The sequence below is a fragment of the Halomonas sp. B23F22_20 genome, assembly GCF_043496985.1.
GTDB lineage: Bacteria > Pseudomonadota > Gammaproteobacteria > Pseudomonadales > Halomonadaceae > Halomonas.
In genome coordinates, this window is sequence record NZ_JBIEKH010000015.1 from 1 (window position 1) to 15,289 (window position 15,289).

General features: G+C 65.4%; 18 protein-coding genes. 12 read left to right on the plus strand and 6 right to left on the minus strand.

Features of this window, described 5'->3' with window-relative positions; translation table 11 throughout:
* Positions 1–306: 306 nt before the first annotated feature.
* The 7 genes from ACGTN6_RS13340 (at position 307) to ACGTN6_RS13370 (ending at position 7,430) form a co-directional block, all read left to right on the plus strand.
* The gene (locus ACGTN6_RS13340) at positions 307–768 is read left to right on the plus strand and encodes an SUF system Fe-S cluster assembly regulator (protein WP_183388632.1); all 462 of its coding nucleotides are present in this window, start codon (positions 307–309) and stop codon (positions 766–768) included.
* A gap of 70 nt (positions 769–838) precedes the next feature.
* Positions 839–2,281 carry a Fe-S cluster assembly protein SufB gene (gene sufB, locus ACGTN6_RS13345; RefSeq protein ID WP_183388631.1) on the plus strand — a complete coding sequence of 481 codons (1,443 nt, stop codon included), beginning with the start codon at positions 839–841 and terminating at the stop codon, positions 2,279–2,281.
* Between the two features lie 227 nt (positions 2,282–2,508).
* Positions 2,509–3,261 carry a Fe-S cluster assembly ATPase SufC gene (sufC, locus tag ACGTN6_RS13350; protein WP_394592294.1) on the plus strand — a complete coding sequence of 251 codons (753 nt, stop codon included), beginning with the start codon at positions 2,509–2,511 and terminating at the stop codon, positions 3,259–3,261.
* On the plus strand, positions 3,258–4,607 hold the full coding sequence (gene sufD, locus ACGTN6_RS13355) for a Fe-S cluster assembly protein SufD (protein WP_394592296.1): 1,350 nt from the start codon (positions 3,258–3,260) through the stop codon (positions 4,605–4,607). Before sufC ends, sufD begins: the two co-directional genes overlap by 4 nt.
* Positions 4,608–4,610: 3 nt before the next feature.
* Positions 4,611–5,852 carry a SufS family cysteine desulfurase gene (locus ACGTN6_RS13360; RefSeq protein WP_394592297.1) on the plus strand — a complete coding sequence of 414 codons (1,242 nt, stop codon included), beginning with the start codon at positions 4,611–4,613 and terminating at the stop codon, positions 5,850–5,852.
* A gap of 15 nt (positions 5,853–5,867) precedes the next feature.
* Positions 5,868–6,440: a putative Fe-S cluster assembly protein SufT gene (sufT, locus tag ACGTN6_RS13365; protein WP_394592299.1), complete on the plus strand. Its 573-nt coding sequence runs from the start codon at positions 5,868–5,870 to the stop codon at positions 6,438–6,440.
* Between the two features lie 234 nt (positions 6,441–6,674).
* Entirely contained in the window at positions 6,675–7,430 is a 756-nt protein-coding gene (locus ACGTN6_RS13370) for a SanA/YdcF family protein (RefSeq protein ID WP_394592301.1), read from the plus strand.
* Here the strand turns inward: ACGTN6_RS13370 and ACGTN6_RS13375 are convergent.
* From ACGTN6_RS13375 to ACGTN6_RS13390, 4 genes are all read right to left on the minus strand, one after another.
* Entirely contained in the window at positions 7,351–7,797 is a 447-nt protein-coding gene (locus ACGTN6_RS13375) for a hypothetical protein (RefSeq protein WP_394592303.1), read from the minus strand. The two genes, ACGTN6_RS13370 and ACGTN6_RS13375, sit on opposite strands and share 80 nt — an antisense overlap.
* A gap of 88 nt (positions 7,798–7,885) precedes the next feature.
* Positions 7,886–8,794, minus strand: a complete 909-nt coding sequence (rimK, locus tag ACGTN6_RS13380) for a 30S ribosomal protein S6--L-glutamate ligase (protein ID WP_394592305.1) — start codon at positions 8,792–8,794, stop codon at positions 7,886–7,888.
* A 27-nt stretch (positions 8,795–8,821) separates the two neighbouring features.
* Entirely contained in the window at positions 8,822–9,259 is a 438-nt protein-coding gene (locus ACGTN6_RS13385) for an ATP-dependent zinc protease family protein (protein WP_183388624.1), read from the minus strand.
* A gap of 4 nt (positions 9,260–9,263) precedes the next feature.
* Positions 9,264–10,307: a DUF3549 family protein gene (locus tag ACGTN6_RS13390; protein ID WP_394592307.1), complete on the minus strand. Its 1,044-nt coding sequence runs from the start codon at positions 10,305–10,307 to the stop codon at positions 9,264–9,266.
* A 327-nt stretch (positions 10,308–10,634) separates the two neighbouring features.
* Here ACGTN6_RS13390 and ACGTN6_RS13395 point away from each other — a divergent pair, with 327 nt between their 5' ends.
* From ACGTN6_RS13395 to ACGTN6_RS13415, 5 genes are all read left to right on the plus strand, one after another.
* Complete coding sequence (locus ACGTN6_RS13395) at positions 10,635–11,393, plus strand: amino acid ABC transporter substrate-binding protein (RefSeq protein WP_394592309.1); 759 nt, start codon at positions 10,635–10,637, stop codon at positions 11,391–11,393.
* Positions 11,394–11,411: 18 nt separating this feature from the next.
* Positions 11,412–12,086 (plus strand): amino acid ABC transporter permease, encoded by a 675-nt coding sequence (locus tag ACGTN6_RS13400; protein ID WP_394592311.1) that lies wholly within the window; start codon positions 11,412–11,414, stop codon positions 12,084–12,086.
* Complete coding sequence (locus tag ACGTN6_RS13405; RefSeq protein WP_394592313.1) at positions 12,083–12,832, plus strand: amino acid ABC transporter ATP-binding protein; 750 nt, start codon at positions 12,083–12,085, stop codon at positions 12,830–12,832. The genes ACGTN6_RS13400 and ACGTN6_RS13405 overlap by 4 nt, the downstream gene beginning before the upstream one ends.
* Positions 12,833–12,899: 67 nt before the next feature.
* Positions 12,900–13,232, plus strand: coding sequence for a YqcC family protein (locus ACGTN6_RS13410; protein ID WP_183388615.1), 333 nt, complete (start codon positions 12,900–12,902; stop codon positions 13,230–13,232).
* Positions 13,233–13,290: 58 nt separating this feature from the next.
* Positions 13,291–13,791: a gamma-glutamylcyclotransferase family protein gene (locus ACGTN6_RS13415; protein ID WP_394592315.1), complete on the plus strand. Its 501-nt coding sequence runs from the start codon at positions 13,291–13,293 to the stop codon at positions 13,789–13,791.
* Between the two features lie 67 nt (positions 13,792–13,858).
* Here the strand turns inward: ACGTN6_RS13415 and ACGTN6_RS13420 are convergent, their stop codons facing one another.
* Both ACGTN6_RS13420 and ACGTN6_RS13425 read right to left on the minus strand, forming a co-directional pair.
* On the minus strand, positions 13,859–14,479 hold the full coding sequence (locus ACGTN6_RS13420; protein WP_394592317.1) for an OmpW/AlkL family protein: 621 nt from the start codon (positions 14,477–14,479) through the stop codon (positions 13,859–13,861).
* Between the two features lie 167 nt (positions 14,480–14,646).
* Positions 14,647–15,255, minus strand: coding sequence for an OmpW/AlkL family protein (locus ACGTN6_RS13425; protein WP_394592319.1), 609 nt, complete (start codon positions 15,253–15,255; stop codon positions 14,647–14,649).
* Between the last annotated feature and the right edge of the window lie 34 nt (positions 15,256–15,289).

The following is a 15,289-nucleotide window of genomic DNA, read 5'->3' on the forward strand; positions in this document are numbered from 1 at the left end:
GAGACGGGAGACGGGAGACGGGAGACGGGAGACGGGAGACGGGAGACGGGAGACGGGAGACGGGAGACGGGAGACGGGAGACGGGAGACGGGAGACGGGAGACGGGAGACGGGAGACGGGAGACGGGCTGAAGTGATTGTCTTTCAGAATGAGAACGATTGTCGTTTTTGATGGTAATGGCATCGAACGTGTCGCCAAGTGTCGCTCTCGGGCAGGAAAGCGCCTGGCCTAGGGTTCACATCGGGGCCATACAGGACTAAAATGGTCCGCAATCGATCAACAGGGGTGTTTCCGGGGAGGTCCGCCTTGCTGAAGCTTTCCAGACTGACCGACTACGCGGCGGTGGTGATGGCGCAGATCGCCCGTCACCCCGAGCAGCCGCATGCGGCGGCGGAACTCGCCGAGGCGGTTCAGGTGCCGCATCCGACGGTCAGCAAGACGCTGAAGATGCTGGTGCGCGCGGGGCTGCTGGAGTCTCGCCGCGGTGCCCAGGGGGGCTATTCCCTGGCGCGGCCGGCGTCGCATATCACCGCCAGCGACATCATCGCCGCCATCGAGGGGCCGGTGGCGATGACCGAGTGCAGTCAGGCCGAGGGCGACTGCGAGCTGGTGGCTACCTGCGGCGTCTCCGACAACTGGCAGCGGGTCTCGCTGGCGGTGCGGGCCCTGCTCGACAGCGTGACCCTGGCCCACCTGGCCGACACCACCCCGATCAAGCTGCCTGTGCAGCTGCCCATTCAGAGCGTGAGTCTGGCCGCCGAGGCCTGATCACCCGCGGATTCATTACCCGAGGCGAGCGTCGCTCGCCGACCCAACCAGCCCGGGAGGGGACAACATCATGGCAAGTCAGGAAATGGAACAGCTTGTCCGTCGCGAATACAAGGAAGGCTTCGTGACCGACATCGAGAGCGATACGGTACCGCCGGGCCTGGACGAGAACACCATCGCCTTCATCTCGAAGAAGAAGGGCGAGCCCGAGTGGATGCTGGAGTGGCGCCTGAAGGCCTACCACCAGTGGCTGAAGATGACGCCTCCCTCCTGGGCGCACCTGGACTATCCCCCGATCGACTACCAGGCGATCTCCTACTACAGCGCCCCCAAGCGCGACGAGGACAAGCCCCAGAGCCTCGACGAGGTCGATCCCAAGCTGCTCGAGACCTACGAGAAGCTGGGCATCCCGTTGCACGAGCGGGCGGCACTGGCCGGGGTGGCGGTGGACGCCGTGTTCGATTCCGTCTCGGTGACCACCACCTTCAAGGACAAGCTCCACGAGGCGGGCGTGATCTTCTGCTCGATCTCCGAGGCGATCCGTGACTACCCGGAGCTGGTCAAGCAGTACCTTGGCAGCGTGGTGCCTCAGGGTGACAACTACTTCGCGGCGCTCAACTCTGCGGTGTTCACCGACGGTTCCTTTGTGTTCGTGCCGGAAGGCGTGACCTGCCCCATGGAGCTGTCCACCTACTTCCGCATCAACGCCGCCAACACCGGCCAGTTCGAGCGCACCCTGATCGTCTGCGAGAGCCGTGCCCAGGTCTCCTATCTGGAGGGCTGCACCGCGCCCCAGCGTGACGAGAACCAGCTGCATGCCGCGGTGGTCGAGCTGGTGGCACTCGAAGACGCCTCGATCAAGTACTCCACGGTGCAGAACTGGTATCCGGGCGACGAGGATGGCAAGGGGGGCATCTACAACTTCGTCACCAAGCGCGGCGACTGCCGCGGCGACCGCTCCCACATCAGCTGGACCCAGGTCGAGACCGGCTCCGCCATCACCTGGAAGTACCCGTCCTGCATGCTGCGGGGCAAGGACAGCGTGGGCGAGTTCTACTCGGTGGCGGTGACCAACGGCCGCCAGCAGGCCGACACCGGCACCAAGATGATCCATATCGGCGAGGGCTCGCGCTCGACCATCGTCTCCAAGGGCATTTCCGCCGGCCGCTCCGACCAGTCCTATCGGGGCTTGGTCAAGGTGGGGCCACGGGCGCGCAACGCCCGCAACTATACCCAGTGCGACTCGCTGCTGATCGGCGACACCTGCGGGGCCCATACCTTCCCCTACCAGGAGATCCGCAACAGCTCGGCCACCGTGGAGCACGAGGCGACCACCTCCAAGATCGGCGAGGACCAGCTGTTCTACTGCCAGAGCCGCGGCATCGCCGAGGAGGATGCGGTGAACATGATCGTCAACGGCTTCTGCAAGGACGTCTTCCAGGAGCTGCCGATGGAGTTCGCCGTGGAGGCCGAGGCGCTGTTGAACGTCACCCTGGAAGGGGCGGTTGGTTAAGGCCGCTGTTCGCGGCCCCGGAGAGATGAGCGCGGGGGACAAGGCGGAGCGAGGGTTTTTGCCATGGATGGCAAAAGTAGCGCCCAGGGATGGGTTCACAGCGCCTCGCGCAGGCTTGTCGCCGGGACAGTTCATCGTTCATGCCGCTGCCAGGCGTTAGACGCGTCGGACACGAATCAACTTATTGCGAGCCGCCGAGGCGGCCCAAAGATCGAAAGGTAGTCAAGATGCTCGAAGTCAAGGATCTGCACGTCACGGTCGAGGGTTCCGAGATCCTCAAGGGCCTCAACCTGACCATCGGCGCCGGCGAGGTGCACGCCATCATGGGCCCCAACGGGGCCGGCAAGTCGACCCTGTCGGCGGTGATCGCCGGCAAGGACGGCTATGAGGTCACCCAGGGCACGATCACCTTCGAGGGCCAAGACGTCCTCGAAATGGAGATCGAGGAGCGCGCTCGCGCCGGCCTGCTGCTGGGCTTCCAGTACCCGGTCGAGATCCCCGGGGTCAAGAACATCTACCTGCTCAAGGCGGCCCTCAACGCCAAGCGCGAGGCCGAAGGCCTGGGCGAGATTCCCGCACCCGAGTTCATGAAGCTGATCAAGGAGAAGATCGCCTTCATGAAGATGGACGCCAGCTTCCTGCAGCGCGCCGTCAACGAGGGCTTCTCCGGCGGCGAGAAGAAGCGCAACGAGATCCTGCAGATGCTGGTGCTCCAGCCGAAGCTGGCCATGCTCGACGAGATCGACTCCGGCCTCGATATCGACGCCATGAAGGTGGTCGCCGAAGGCGTCAACTCGCTGCGCGCCGAGGACCGCGGCATCCTGCTGGTGACCCACTACCAGCGGCTGCTCGACTACATCGTGCCCGATCGTGTGCACGTGCTGGTCGACGGCCGCATCGTCAAGAGCGGTGACGCCGACCTGGCCCGTGAACTCGAGGACCGTGGCTACGACTGGCTGCTGGAGGGCTCCGCGGCATGAACGACGACGTGCAACGCTTCCTCGACCGTCTGGCCGAGCGCAATGCCGCCCGTGGCGACGAGCCGACCTGGATCGCCGCCCGGCGCCAGGCCGGCGCCGCCCGCTTCGAGGCGCTGGGCTTCCCGCACCGGCGTATCGAGGAATGGAAATACACCGACGTGCGCGACATCGCCGCCAACGACTTCGCCCTGGCGGATAGCGCTGAATTTTCCCCGGCCGCGGCGGCGGCGCTGACCCTGCCCATCGAGGCCCATCGGCTGACCTTCGTCGATGGCGTATTCGCCCCGGCGCTGTCGGATCTCGGCGATCTGCCCGCGGGGGTGCAGGTCGTGCCGCTGTCGAAGGCCCTGGAGGAGAACCACGAGGCCGTGGGCGGCCCGCTGGGTCGACTCACCGGCGTCGAGTTCTCGCCCTTCGCCGCCCTCAACACCGCCTTCTTCGAGGAAGGGGCCCTGGTCCGGATGGCGCCGCGCACCGTGGTGGAGAAGCCCATCGTGCTGCAGTTCTTGTCCCGGGCCGGCGAGCGCGAGGTGATGAGTCATCCGCGGATCCTGGTCGAGGCCGGCGGACGCAGCGAGGCCACCCTGATCGAGCACCACGTAGGCGAGGAGGGTGCTGCCAACTTCACCAACCTGGTGGAGGAGATCATCCTCGATCGCGGTGCGATCCTGACTCACTACAAGCTGCAGGAGGCGCCGCTCAAGGATCGCCACGTGGCCAGCATCCAGGTGGAGCAGGCCCGCGACAGCCGCTACACCTCGTTCAACCTGAACCTGGGCGGCGGCCTGGTGCGCAACGATCTGGTCAGCGACCTCAACGGCGAGGGCGCCGAGGCGACCTTCCATGGCCTGTTCTATGGCCAGGGCCGCCAGCACGTGGACAACCACACTCTGGTCAACCATAACGCGCCCCACACTCGCTCCAGCGAGAACTACAAGGGCATCCTCGACGACCGGGCCCATGGCGTGTTCAACGGCCGGGTAGTGGTCAAGCGCGACAGCCAGAAGATCGAGTCCGAGCAGAGCAACGCCAACCTGCTGCTCTCCGACCGCGCCGAGGTCGACACCAAGCCCGAGCTCGAGATCTACGCCGACGACGTCAAGTGCGCCCACGGCGCCACCACCGGTCAGCTCGACGAGGAAGCGGTCTATGCCATGCGCACCCGCGGCATCGACGAACAGACCGCCCGTGGGCTGCTGACCCTGGCCTTCGCCGGTGAGGTGATGGAGCTGGTCGATCTGGACGCGGTGGCCGAGCGGGTCGAGCTGACCGTGGCCGGCAAGTTGCCGGAGCGCTTCAACCTGGCGGGTCTGGTGGAGACCGCCGCCGCCTTCAGCGAGGACTGATCCATGGTCGATTTCAGCGATCTGCTGCTCGACGTGGCCCGGGTACGCCGCGACTTCCCGATCCTCGATCGGGAGGTCCACGGCAAGCCGCTGGTCTATCTCGACAATGCGGCCACCAGCCAGACCCCGCGCCAGGTGATCGAGGCCTTCGACGACTATTACCGGCGCTATAACGCCAATATCCATCGCGGGCTGCACACCCTGGCCGACGAGGCCACCGCGGCCTACGAAGGCACTCGGGAGACCGTGCGCGGCTTCCTGAACGCCGCCGAGACCCGCGAGATCGTCTTCACTCGCGGCACCACCGAGGCGATCAACCTGGTGGCGGGCAGCTGGGGGCGCGCCAACCTGGGCGAAGGCGACGAGGTACTGGTCTCGCGCCTGGAGCATCACTCCAACATCGTGCCCTGGCAGCTGCTGGCCGCCGAGCGCGGCTTCACCCTCAAGGTGATTCCGGTGGACGAGCGCGGCGTGCTCGACCAGGCCGCCTATCGCGACCTGATCTCCGAGCGCACCAGGCTGGTGGCGGTCAACCATGTCTCCAATGCGTTCGGCACCGTCAACCCGGTGGCCGAGATGGCCGAGGTGGCGCATCGGCACGGTGCGCTGATCCTGGTCGATGGCGCCCAGGGCGCACCGCACCAGAAGGTCGACGTGCAGGCGCTGGGCGTCGACTTCTATGCCTTCTCCGGCCATAAGGTCTATGGGCCCACCGGCGTCGGTGTGCTTTACGGCCGCGCCGAGCTGCTCGAGGCCATGCCGCCCTGGCAGGGTGGCGGCGAGATGATCGCCACCGTGTCCTTCGAGTCGCCCACCACCTTCGCCGGCATTCCCCACAAGTTCGAGGCCGGCACCCCGGCCATCGCCGAAGTGGTTGCCCTGGGCCGGGCGCTAGAGTGGATCGAGGAGATTGGCCTGCCGTTGATCAGCGCCTGGGAAGGGCGACTGCTGCAGCATGCCACCGAGGGCGTGGCGCGCATCGACGGCCTGCGTATCCTTGGCACCGCGCCGGACAAGGCCGGGGTGCTGTCCTTCGTCGTCGAGGGGGCCCATGCCCAGGACATCGGCCTGTTGATCGATCAGCTCGGTGTGGCGATCCGCACCGGCCATCACTGCGCCCAGCCGCTGCTGGCGTCGTTCGGGGTGGATGCCACCTGCCGTGCCTCCTTCGCTGCCTACAACACCCCCGAGGAGGTCGACGTCTTCGTCGACGGGCTGGAGCGGGTCGTGGGCATGCTGCGCTGAGCCAAAGGGAGACACATGAGCGATACCGATCCACTGGCAGCGTTGAGCAAGGGGCAGGTCCTGCCCCTGCAGCGCGACGTCGAGGTCATCTCCATTCCCTTCGGCAAGACGGTGACGCTGGCCGAGGACAGCGAGGTCAGCGTGATGCAGGCCAAGGGCAACTCGGTCAGCGTGGGGCATGAGGGACGGCTCTATCTGATCGAGGGCAGCAACCTGGATGCCCTTGGGCTCGAGGCGCTGCCGCGGCCGACGCTGCCCGAGGACGCCACCGAGGAGCAGATCGAACGGTTCGTCTGGGACCAGCTGCGCACCTGCTTCGACCCCGAGATCCCGGTCGATATCGTCGAACTCGGGCTGGTCTACGGCTGCCGTATCGAGCGTCTGATCACCGGCGAGCGCATCGTCACCATCCGCATGACGTTGACCGCCCCTGGCTGCGGCATGGGCGACGTCATCGCTGCCGATGCGCGGCACAAGATCCTCGGCGCTCCGCAGATCAGCCAGGTACATACCGAGATCGTCTTCGACCCGCCCTGGAGCCGTGAGATGATGAGCGATGAAGCGAAGCTCGAGCTCGGCATGTTTTGACCGCAACATTTCACCACAATGCGATTCATGTCGGCGCTCGACGACCCGATGGCAATGAGGAAGTGTGCAGGCTCATCGGTCACGAACCAAGTCATTCCGGCCGCCGAGGTGTCGAAGCCTCGGACCGTCGAAATTTTTATTGGTCCACACGTCAACGGCGGTTGCTGCGGGCTGCCAAGGGCCGGCCGCTCGCGGCATGAATCGCCGCTATGGTAAGCCAATCAGGAAAGGCGGATGCCCATCTTATTGTGGAAAGGTGTCAGGGGGCTGCTGATGTCGCTGGGGGCGCTCGCGCTCCTGGCGATTTTACTGTTCGTGGGGGCCAACCTGTGGATGCTGTCCGAGACGCGAGAGCGGATCGACACGGAGCCTGGCCACTGTGGTCCAGAGCGGGTCGGCATCGTGTTCGGTACGTCGCATTGGACGCGCAGCGGTGAGCGCAACCCGCACTTCGAGGGACGCATGCAGGCGGCAGCGCGGCTTTACCGGCAGGGGCGGGTGATGCACCTGCTGCTCTCCGGTGACAACAGCACTCGCTACTACAACGAGCCGGTGACCATGTGGCGGGACCTGCGCAAACGGGAGGTGCCCGATGCCGCCATGACCCTGGACTACGCTGGTTTCAGCACCTTCGATACCCTGTCTCGGGCCCGGGATGTGTTCACGGTGGATCGGGCGCTGTTGGTCACCCAGTCCTGGCATTTGCCGCGGGCGCTGTTCATTGCCGAGGCGCTGGGCCTCGAGGCGCGTGGTTGCGCTGCCCCGGAACGTCCCTCCGAAGGCGTGTTATGGCTGAGGGCGCGGGAATGGGTCGCGCGGGTGGCGACCCTGGGAGATCTCTATGTCTGGGGGCGCGAGCCTCATTTCCTGGGGCCCGAAGAGCCGCTGCAGGTCGTACCGCAGGACGCGCTCAGCGCTTCTGATGCTTCTTCTGCTGACGATAGAGTTCGCGGATCAGCGACCGACAGTGCTTCCAGCACTCCTCGATGACCGGCTCGATGGGATCGGGCAGCGGGTGGGTGAACAGGGTCGAGAGCGCTTGCATCAGCACCCGCTCCTGTTCCAGCAGTTCGTTGATCAGCACCTGGCTGTCGTCGCCGACGAAGCTCTTCAGGCGGCTCCACAGCCACATGTAGTCGTCGCGTTCGACGTCGGCATCGCGGGGGAGAAGGTCGAGGTGCTTGCGGGCCAGGTCCTGGAGCCGGCGCATCGATGACTTGCGGGTCTCGAAATAGGGCTGCAGGGCCTGACGCAGGCTCGGCCTCAGGCGCTCATGGTTATCCTGGAAATAGTCGATGCTGTCGGCCAGCGCCTCGAGGACGCTGTCCATCGCCACCTGGCGATTATCGAGAAACATGGGCGGTCACCTCCTCCGGTGACGCAGATTGTGGGGGTGTCGCCGGCCTTTTGCCACCCCCCACGACCAATTTATTGTGCGATGCGGCTTAGCCTTTAGGCTTGGGTGGCGCCTTGCGACGGGGAACTGAACTCTTTTCCAGGTGTTCGATGATCAGCCCGGCGATGTCCTTGCCGGTGGCGGTCTCGATCCCCTGCAGGCCGGGCGAGGAATTCACCTCCATGATCACGGGCCCGTGGTTGGAACGCAGCAGGTCGACGCCGGCGACTCTCAGGCCCATGGCCTTGGCGGCGCGAATCGCCGTGGAGCGTTCCTCCGGAGTGATGCGGATCACGCTGGCGCTGCCGCCACGATGCAGGTTGGAACGAAACTCGCCTTCGGCGGCCTGGCGCTTCATCGAGGCCACGACCTTGTCGCCGATCACCAGGCAGCGGATGTCGGCGCCCTTGGCCTCCTTGATGTACTCCTGGACCATGATGTTGGCCTTCATGCCCATGAAAGCCTGGATCACCGACTCGGCGGCCTGGTTGGTCTCGGCCAGCACGACGCCGATGCCCTGGGTGCCCTCGAGCAGCTTGATCACCAAAGGGGCCCCTCGGACCATGGTGATCAGGTCGGGAATGTCGTCCGGCGAGTGGGCGAAGCCGGTCACCGGCAGTCCGATGCCCTTGCGCGACAGCAGCTGCAGCGAACGCAGCTTGTCCCGAGAGCGGGTGATGGACACGCTGTCGTTGAGCACCGGCGTCCCCATCATCTCGAACTGGCGCAGCACGGCGCAGCCATAGAAGGTGATCGAGGCACCGATGCGGGGGATCACGGCGTCGAACGGCTCGAGCTCTGCACCCTTGTAATGGATCGAAGGATGATGCGAGGCGATGCTCATGTAGCAGCGCAGGGTATCGACCACCCGCGTGGTGTGACCCCTTTGCTCGGCGGCCTCGATCAGCCGGCGAGTGGAGTAGAGCTTGCGATTGCGAGACAGCAGCGCGATATGCATGTGGCCTCCGTTGCCAAATGGCCAGTATCAGGGTTCGCCGTGCAGGAAGCCGGCGCCGGGTGCCACCAGCAGCCTACGCAGGGCGCGCCGCCCAAGCAGCATGGGGTGGCGCATGTTACGGCGGTCGGTGAGCGTCAGCTCGACCAGGAATTCCAGTTCACCTAGCTGCATGGGCGTGCGAATCACGTAGCGCCATTCGGCCTGGCCGTTGGAACTGGTGACTCGGCGTCGATCATGGAGATGTACACGGAACACGTGGGGCGGGCTGGTCGGCCCTCCGCCTCGGGTGGTGAAGCTCACCCACAGGTGGCCGTCCTCCTCGTAGGACTCGATGTCCTCGGCGTGCAGCGCCGAGGTGCGCGCGCCGGTGTCGGCCTTGGCGCACAGCGTCAGGCCGAGTTCCGGCAACGTTACCATCTCGCGGCGGCCGATCACCGCCTTGGCCTGGTAGGGCAGCTCCTTCATTGACTCACTCCTCGTGGCGTCCTTGGCGGGACAGGCCGGCCAGGCGGCGGCCGATCGCCGAGTCCGGCTCGGCCTCGCGCAGTATCATCAGGACCGGCAGTCGCAGGCGCGGGATCAACGCCAGGTCCCGTGCCACGGAGGTGAAGTCCGTCCGCGGCAATTCGGCGAGCCGAGTCAGGTAACGCGGTAATCGCTCGCCGTCTTCGAGATGGCGCCAGCCGCGTCCAGCGATGGCGGCCAGCAAGTCGGGGCCGCAGGCCTTCGAATCGACGAGCAGATCGTCATACCAGGCACCGGCCAGCTCGTCGCTTGCCCCCGAGACCGCCCGCACGCAGGCGCAGAAGCCCTCGATGTCGCCGGCATTGGCGGCCGCCTCGCCCCGGGCGCGCAGGGCCTCGCCCAGTGTGGTCCCAACGGATACGTGCTCCAGACAGTAGCACAGTGAGGTGAGTACCTCGCCGGGCAGGGCCGGCAACCGAGTCGCCAGCCGCTCGGCCTGGCCGTCGTCCATGCGCACCGCGAAGTCGGCCAGCCCCTGCAGACCCAGTGCTCGCCAGTCCAGATCCTGCTGGCCTTCCAGATAGGCCTCGGCCAGCTCCAGGTGCTGGCTGGCCGGCCGGTCAAGATCGAAGCTGGCACGGGCGTGCAGCATGGCCTGGAAGGGCAGGGTGGGGGTGAAGGCCAGGGGGTTGTCCTTCATCAGGTTGTCGATCGTCTCGCCGTCCTCGCGGCCCAGCCCCTGGACGTTGCGCCCCAGGGTCTCGAGCAGGCGCTGCAGGAAGGCATCACGAGGAGCCGGGTCCAGCCGACCCTGTTCGTCCAGCGGCAGATCCAGGAACCAGATCAGCGGGTCGGGGAGCTCGCCGAGACGGAACACCATCGCCAGCCGGGCCTTGCCCTGCCAGGGTTGCGGCCAGGGCTGGCCGTCGTGCTCCAGGGCTGCCAGGGTGGCGAGCGCACAGGGCTCGACGCGACGCCCCAGGTGGTAGAGCGTCACCTCGGCTCCGGTGCGAGCGAAAAAGTCGTGAAGGCTGTCGATCGGCTGCATGCTGTCTCCCCGTCTCGGACCGTGCACTCTACCGCGGCGCCTCTCTCCTGTCAGCCCGCCGGAAACCTCACGCGTTGTCGGCAGTGATCAATTCCTGATCGATTGTCCGACGGGCCCGAGTAGACGGAGCTTGCGACGGCTTTCCAGTGGTTATCCACAGGGACGTTCAGCGTTGCTGTGAATGAATCACCTGCGGACTTCGCCTATGGCAGGCATAATTGTCCGCTATTGGCCATCGCCTGGAATTTTCTCTATGGTGAAGGCCAAAGTGGAATATGGGTTTTAGGTTTTTATTCCATAAAGCTCTGTCAAAAACAGGAGGTCATCATGTCTCGCTCCTTTGCTCTGGCGCTGCTGTCCGCCGGTGTCATCGGCTTCGCCGGTGGCGCCGCCGCCGAGGAAGATACGCTCAAGGTCGGCATGTCCGGCGGCTACTTTCCTTTCACTTTTGTCGAACAGGATACCCTCAAGGGCTTCGAGGTCGACGTCATGGAGGCGGTGGCCGAGGAGATGGGTACCGAGGTGGAATTCGTCACCGCCAACTTCTCCGGCTTGTTCGGCATGCTGGAGTCCGGTCGTATCGACACCATCGCCAACCAGATCACCATCACCGAGGAGCGCGAAGCGAAGTATGTCTTCACGCAGCCCTATGTCTATGACGGGGCCCAGGTGGTGGTCAAGGAAGGCAACGAGGCGATCGGCAGCGTCGAGGACCTGCGCGGCAAGACCGTGGCGGTCAACCTGGGTTCCAACTACGAGCAGCTGCTGCGCGAGCTGCCTCATGCCGACGAGATCGACATTCGTACCTACGAGAGCAACATCGAGCAGGATACTGCACTTGGCCGCGTCGATGCCTTCGTCATGGATCGCGTCAGCGCAAGCCAGGTAATCAAGGAAAAGCCACTGCCGCTGGCTCTGGCCGGGCAGCCGTTCTCCGAGATTCGCAATGCTCTGCCGTTCCGCGATACCGAGGCCGACCGTGCCCTGCGCGACGAAGTCGACGCGGCACTCTCGACGCTGCGCGAGGACGGTACTCTGGCCGAGATCTCCGGGCACTGGTTCGGCACCGACATCACCCGGCCCTGAGGAGCGCTGGCGCCTGATATGAGCGTGCTCGATTTCGATTACATGCTGGGGCTGCTGCCCATCTTGCTGAGCTACCTGCCGCACACCCTGGGGATGGCGATGGCGGGAATGGTGCTGGCCCTGGCACTGGCCTGCGGTCTGGCGGTGATCCGGGTGCTGAGGATTCCGGGCCTGAACGGCATCACCCTGCTGTTCATTTCCTTCTTTCGCGGTACGCCGCTGCTGGTGCAGCTGTTCCTGTTCTATTACGGCTTGCCCCAGGTGCTGGCCTTCCTGACCCAGATCGACGGCATCACCGCCACCATCATGGGCTTGACCCTGCACTTCTCCGCCTACATGGCGGAGTCAATCCGTGCTGCCATCGTTGGCGTCGACCGCAGCCAGACCGAGGCGGCGCTGTCGATCGGCATGACCAACGCCCAGCTGATGCGGCGCATCGTTCTGCCCCAGGCCACCCGGGTGGCGGTGCCGACGCTGATGAACTACTTCATCGACATGATCAAGGCCACCTCTCTGGCGTTCACCCTGGGGGTCACCGAGCTGATGGGAGCGACCCAGAAGGAGGCCGCCGGCAGTTTCCTCTACTTCGAGGCCTTCATCACCGTGGCGGTGATCTACTGGGGTATTGTCGAGCTGCTGGCCTGGTGCCAGCGGCGCCTGGAGTGGCGGCTCAACGAGGCGTATCGCAGATGATCAAGGTAGCCAATCTCGTCAAGCGCTTCGGCGACGCCACCGTGCTCGACGGTATCGATCTCGAGATCGAGCGGGGCGAGATCATCGTGGTGATAGGCCCCTCCGGTACTGGCAAGTCGACCCTGCTGCGCTGTCTCAACTTCCTGGAGCGGCCCGACGCCGGCCGGCTGACGCTCGGTGACCTGGACGTCGACGTCACCCGGGCCAATCGTGCCGATATCCTGGCTGCTCGGCGTCGCACGGCCTTCGTGTTCCAGAACTATGCGCTGTTTGCCAACAAGACGGCGCTCGAGAACATCGCTGAAGGGTTGATCGTGGTCAATCGCTGGCCCAAGGTCCGGGCGCATGCGCGCGCCCGGGAAATACTCGAGCGCATCGGCTTGGCCGACAAGGCCGACGCCTATCCGGCATCGCTGTCCGGGGGGCAGCAGCAGCGGGTCGGCATCGGCCGGGCCATGGCCGCCCAGGCCGAAGTGATCCTGTTCGACGAGCCCACCTCGTCGCTGGATCCGGAGTGGGTCGAGGAAGTGCTGGCGCTGATGAAACAGCTCGCCGCCGAACGCCAGACCATGCTGGTGGTCACCCACGAGATGGGTTTTGCTCGGGACGTGGCCGATCGCGTGATCTTCATGGAGGGCGGGCGTATCGTCGAGCAGGGGCCGCCCTCGAGATTGTTCAATGCCCCGGAGGATCCACGCACCCGCGATTTCCTGCGCAAGGTGCTGGCGGCTGGGCCGTCTACCTGATCAGGGGTGGCCCGGCCGAGGGCTGCGCGGGATAATGGGGACACAGCCACAGCGAGGGGATTTTTCCATGACCGTTCACGACGAACTCGAGCAGGCGCTGCGCGAACTCGAGTCCACCATGAAGGCGGCCGACATGTGGCGTATGGAGCGTCCCGCGCCGGAGGCCTTCGATAGCGCCCAGCCGTTCTGCATCGACACCATGGCGTTGCCCCAGTGGCTTCGCTTCGTGTTCATTGCCCGGCTGGAGACGCTGGTGGAGGCCCGTGCGCCGATGCCGGCCAGCTGCGACGTGGCGCCCGCGGTGGACGCTTACCTGATTCAGGAAGGCGCCAAGACCAGCGAGCGGGTGCTGATGTGCAAGGCGGTGGAGCGGATCGATCAGCTGGTCACCGAGAACTGAGACAGGACCGTCAAACGACGGCGACTGTCGCATCGGCCACTCTCCATCCGAGGTGGGTATGCCTTACTATTTCGCCTACGGCAGCAACATGAATCCGGCCCGTGTCGAAGCGCGAATCGGGGCAACCCGGCGTGTTCTGCCCGGTGTGCTGTACGATCATGCGCTGCGCTTCGACAAGGCCTCTCGCATCGACGGCATCAGCCATGCCAACGTGGTGTCCGCACCCGGCCAGCGCGTCGAGGGCGCGCTGTTCGAGCTACTCGCCCACGAGCAGATCGAGTGCATGGACCCCTTCGAAGGGTATCCCCACGACTACGATCGCCACCGTATGCCCATCCACACCGGCCAGGGTGCCATCGAGGCCTGGGTCTACATCGCCGCTCCGGGAGCCACCGGCGAGGCGCTCAAGCCGGCTCGGGAGTATCTCGAGCACCTGTTGGCCGGTCAGGCCTTCCTGAGCCCTGAGTACCATGCCCGCCTGGCCGGGACGGATGCCGTTCATGGCCTCGACGACGCCACCTTGAAAGCCTTGGGGCTATCGCGCCACTCGCCGCGCTAGTCTTGCGACGGCGTCGATCACGCAGAAGGCCCGCCATTTGGCGGGCCTTCTGCGTACCGAGGGGAGCTCAGAAGCGGAAGCTGATGCCGCCCATCACCACCACGGGGTCGATCTCGACGGTGCCGATTCCGCTGCCGTTCAGGCTGGCGTCGGTGTCGATATCCAGGTACCAGGCGGAGGCGTTGAACGCCCAGTGCTCGTCGATGAGCAGGTCGACGCCCAGCTGCGCGGCCGCGCCCCAGGAGTCGTCCAGCGTCAGATCGGCATCGGCCAGGTCGATTGCCTCGTCGGAGAAGCGAGTGTAGTTGACGCCGATGCCTGCATAGGGTTGCACGCGAGACTGGGTGCCGCCGAGTGGGTAGACCTGCAGGGTAAGGGTCGGCGGCAGATGCTCGGTGGAGGCCAGGTTGGCGCCGTTGAGTCGGATATCGTGCTCGAAGGGCTCGGCGGCCAGCAGCTCCACGCCCCACTGGTCGGTGAAGCGGTAGCCCAGGGTGAAGGCGAAGCCGTTACCGTCCCGAACGTCAACGTCATAGGCGCCGCTGGCGAGATCGCCGTTATCGCTCTTGGGCGCGACCTTGGCCACGCCGACGCGGGTGAAGACGTCGCCGGCGCCATAGGCCAGCACTTGGCTGCTGGAGGCGAGGCCGGTGGCGACGATCAGGGTGGAGATAAGGTGGCGGCGCATGGGGCTGGCTCCTCGGTGTCGTTAAGCGAGGGCACCAGTCTAGGGCGCGCGCCTGGGCGCGGGATTGATCCAACGCAACCAAACCCGCGTCAGTAATTGATGGAGATCAACAAGATGGCGCCGGGCACGAGGCCCGGCGCCATGGCTTGCGCAGGAGGGAGTGATGATCAGAAGCGGTAGGTCAGGCCGCCGCCAACGGTGACCGGGTCGATCTCGGCGTCGCCCACATCGTTGCCATTCAGCTTGACGTCTGCGTCCACGTTGGCGTAGTTGGCGAAGGCACCAACCAGCAGATAATCGGTCAGGGCCAGGTCCACGCCGATCTGGGCGGCCGCGCCATAGGATTCTTCCACTTCGAGGCCCGAGAGGGTCTCGTCATTGAAATGGGTGTAATTGAGTCCGGCGCCGGCGTAGGGCTGCACCCGCGAGCCGGTACCACCCAGCGGGTAATAGTTGAGCATCAGGTTGACCGGACGACGATCGATCGAGCCGATGCTGGCGCCATTAAGGGCAAGGTCGTGCTCAACGTCCTGTGAGCCGTTGAGCTCGACGCCCAGCTTGTCGTGGAACTGGTAGCCGAGACCGTAGGTGATGCCGCGCTCGTCGGAGACGTCGAGGTCGCCCCCGGCCACGCGGCCATTGTCGTCCTTGACCTCGGACTTGGCGATGCCGCCTCGCACGTAGAAGTCGCCGGCCTGATAGGCCAGGGCCGATTGGGTGGCGACGAGACCGGCTGCGGCGAAGGCGGTGGCAGTGAGTAGACGAGTCATGTTCATGGGAAGCCCCCCTTGTGTCGTTCAATATGCCGAC

Excerpts from the sequence above, each read along its gene's own strand:
- sufB (WP_183388631.1), top strand. The coding sequence starts at position 839 with ATGGCAAGTCAGGAAATGGAACAGCTTGTCCGTCGCGAATACAAGGAA.
- sufC (WP_394592294.1), top strand. The coding sequence starts at position 2,509 with ATGCTCGAAGTCAAGGATCTGCACGTCACGGTCGAGGGTTCCGAGATC.
- sufD (WP_394592296.1), top strand. The coding sequence starts at position 3,258 with ATGAACGACGACGTGCAACGCTTCCTCGACCGTCTGGCCGAGCGCAAT.
- ACGTN6_RS13360 (WP_394592297.1), top strand. The coding sequence starts at position 4,611 with ATGGTCGATTTCAGCGATCTGCTGCTCGACGTGGCCCGGGTACGCCGC.
- sufT (WP_394592299.1), top strand. The coding sequence starts at position 5,868 with ATGAGCGATACCGATCCACTGGCAGCGTTGAGCAAGGGGCAGGTCCTG.
- ACGTN6_RS13370 (WP_394592301.1), top strand. The coding sequence starts at position 6,675 with ATGCCCATCTTATTGTGGAAAGGTGTCAGGGGGCTGCTGATGTCGCTG.
- ACGTN6_RS13375 (WP_394592303.1), bottom strand. The coding sequence starts at position 7,797 with ATGTTTCTCGATAATCGCCAGGTGGCGATGGACAGCGTCCTCGAGGCG.
- rimK (WP_394592305.1), bottom strand. The coding sequence starts at position 8,794 with ATGCATATCGCGCTGCTGTCTCGCAATCGCAAGCTCTACTCCACTCGC.
- ACGTN6_RS13385 (WP_183388624.1), bottom strand. The coding sequence starts at position 9,259 with ATGAAGGAGCTGCCCTACCAGGCCAAGGCGGTGATCGGCCGCCGCGAG.
- ACGTN6_RS13390 (WP_394592307.1), bottom strand. The coding sequence starts at position 10,307 with ATGCAGCCGATCGACAGCCTTCACGACTTTTTCGCTCGCACCGGAGCC.
- ACGTN6_RS13395 (WP_394592309.1), top strand. The coding sequence starts at position 10,635 with ATGTCTCGCTCCTTTGCTCTGGCGCTGCTGTCCGCCGGTGTCATCGGC.
- ACGTN6_RS13400 (WP_394592311.1), top strand. The coding sequence starts at position 11,412 with ATGAGCGTGCTCGATTTCGATTACATGCTGGGGCTGCTGCCCATCTTG.
- ACGTN6_RS13405 (WP_394592313.1), top strand. The coding sequence starts at position 12,083 with ATGATCAAGGTAGCCAATCTCGTCAAGCGCTTCGGCGACGCCACCGTG.
- ACGTN6_RS13410 (WP_183388615.1), top strand. The coding sequence starts at position 12,900 with ATGACCGTTCACGACGAACTCGAGCAGGCGCTGCGCGAACTCGAGTCC.
- ACGTN6_RS13415 (WP_394592315.1), top strand. The coding sequence starts at position 13,291 with ATGCCTTACTATTTCGCCTACGGCAGCAACATGAATCCGGCCCGTGTC.
- ACGTN6_RS13420 (WP_394592317.1), bottom strand. The coding sequence starts at position 14,479 with ATGCGCCGCCACCTTATCTCCACCCTGATCGTCGCCACCGGCCTCGCC.
- ACGTN6_RS13425 (WP_394592319.1), bottom strand. The coding sequence starts at position 15,255 with ATGAACATGACTCGTCTACTCACTGCCACCGCCTTCGCCGCAGCCGGT.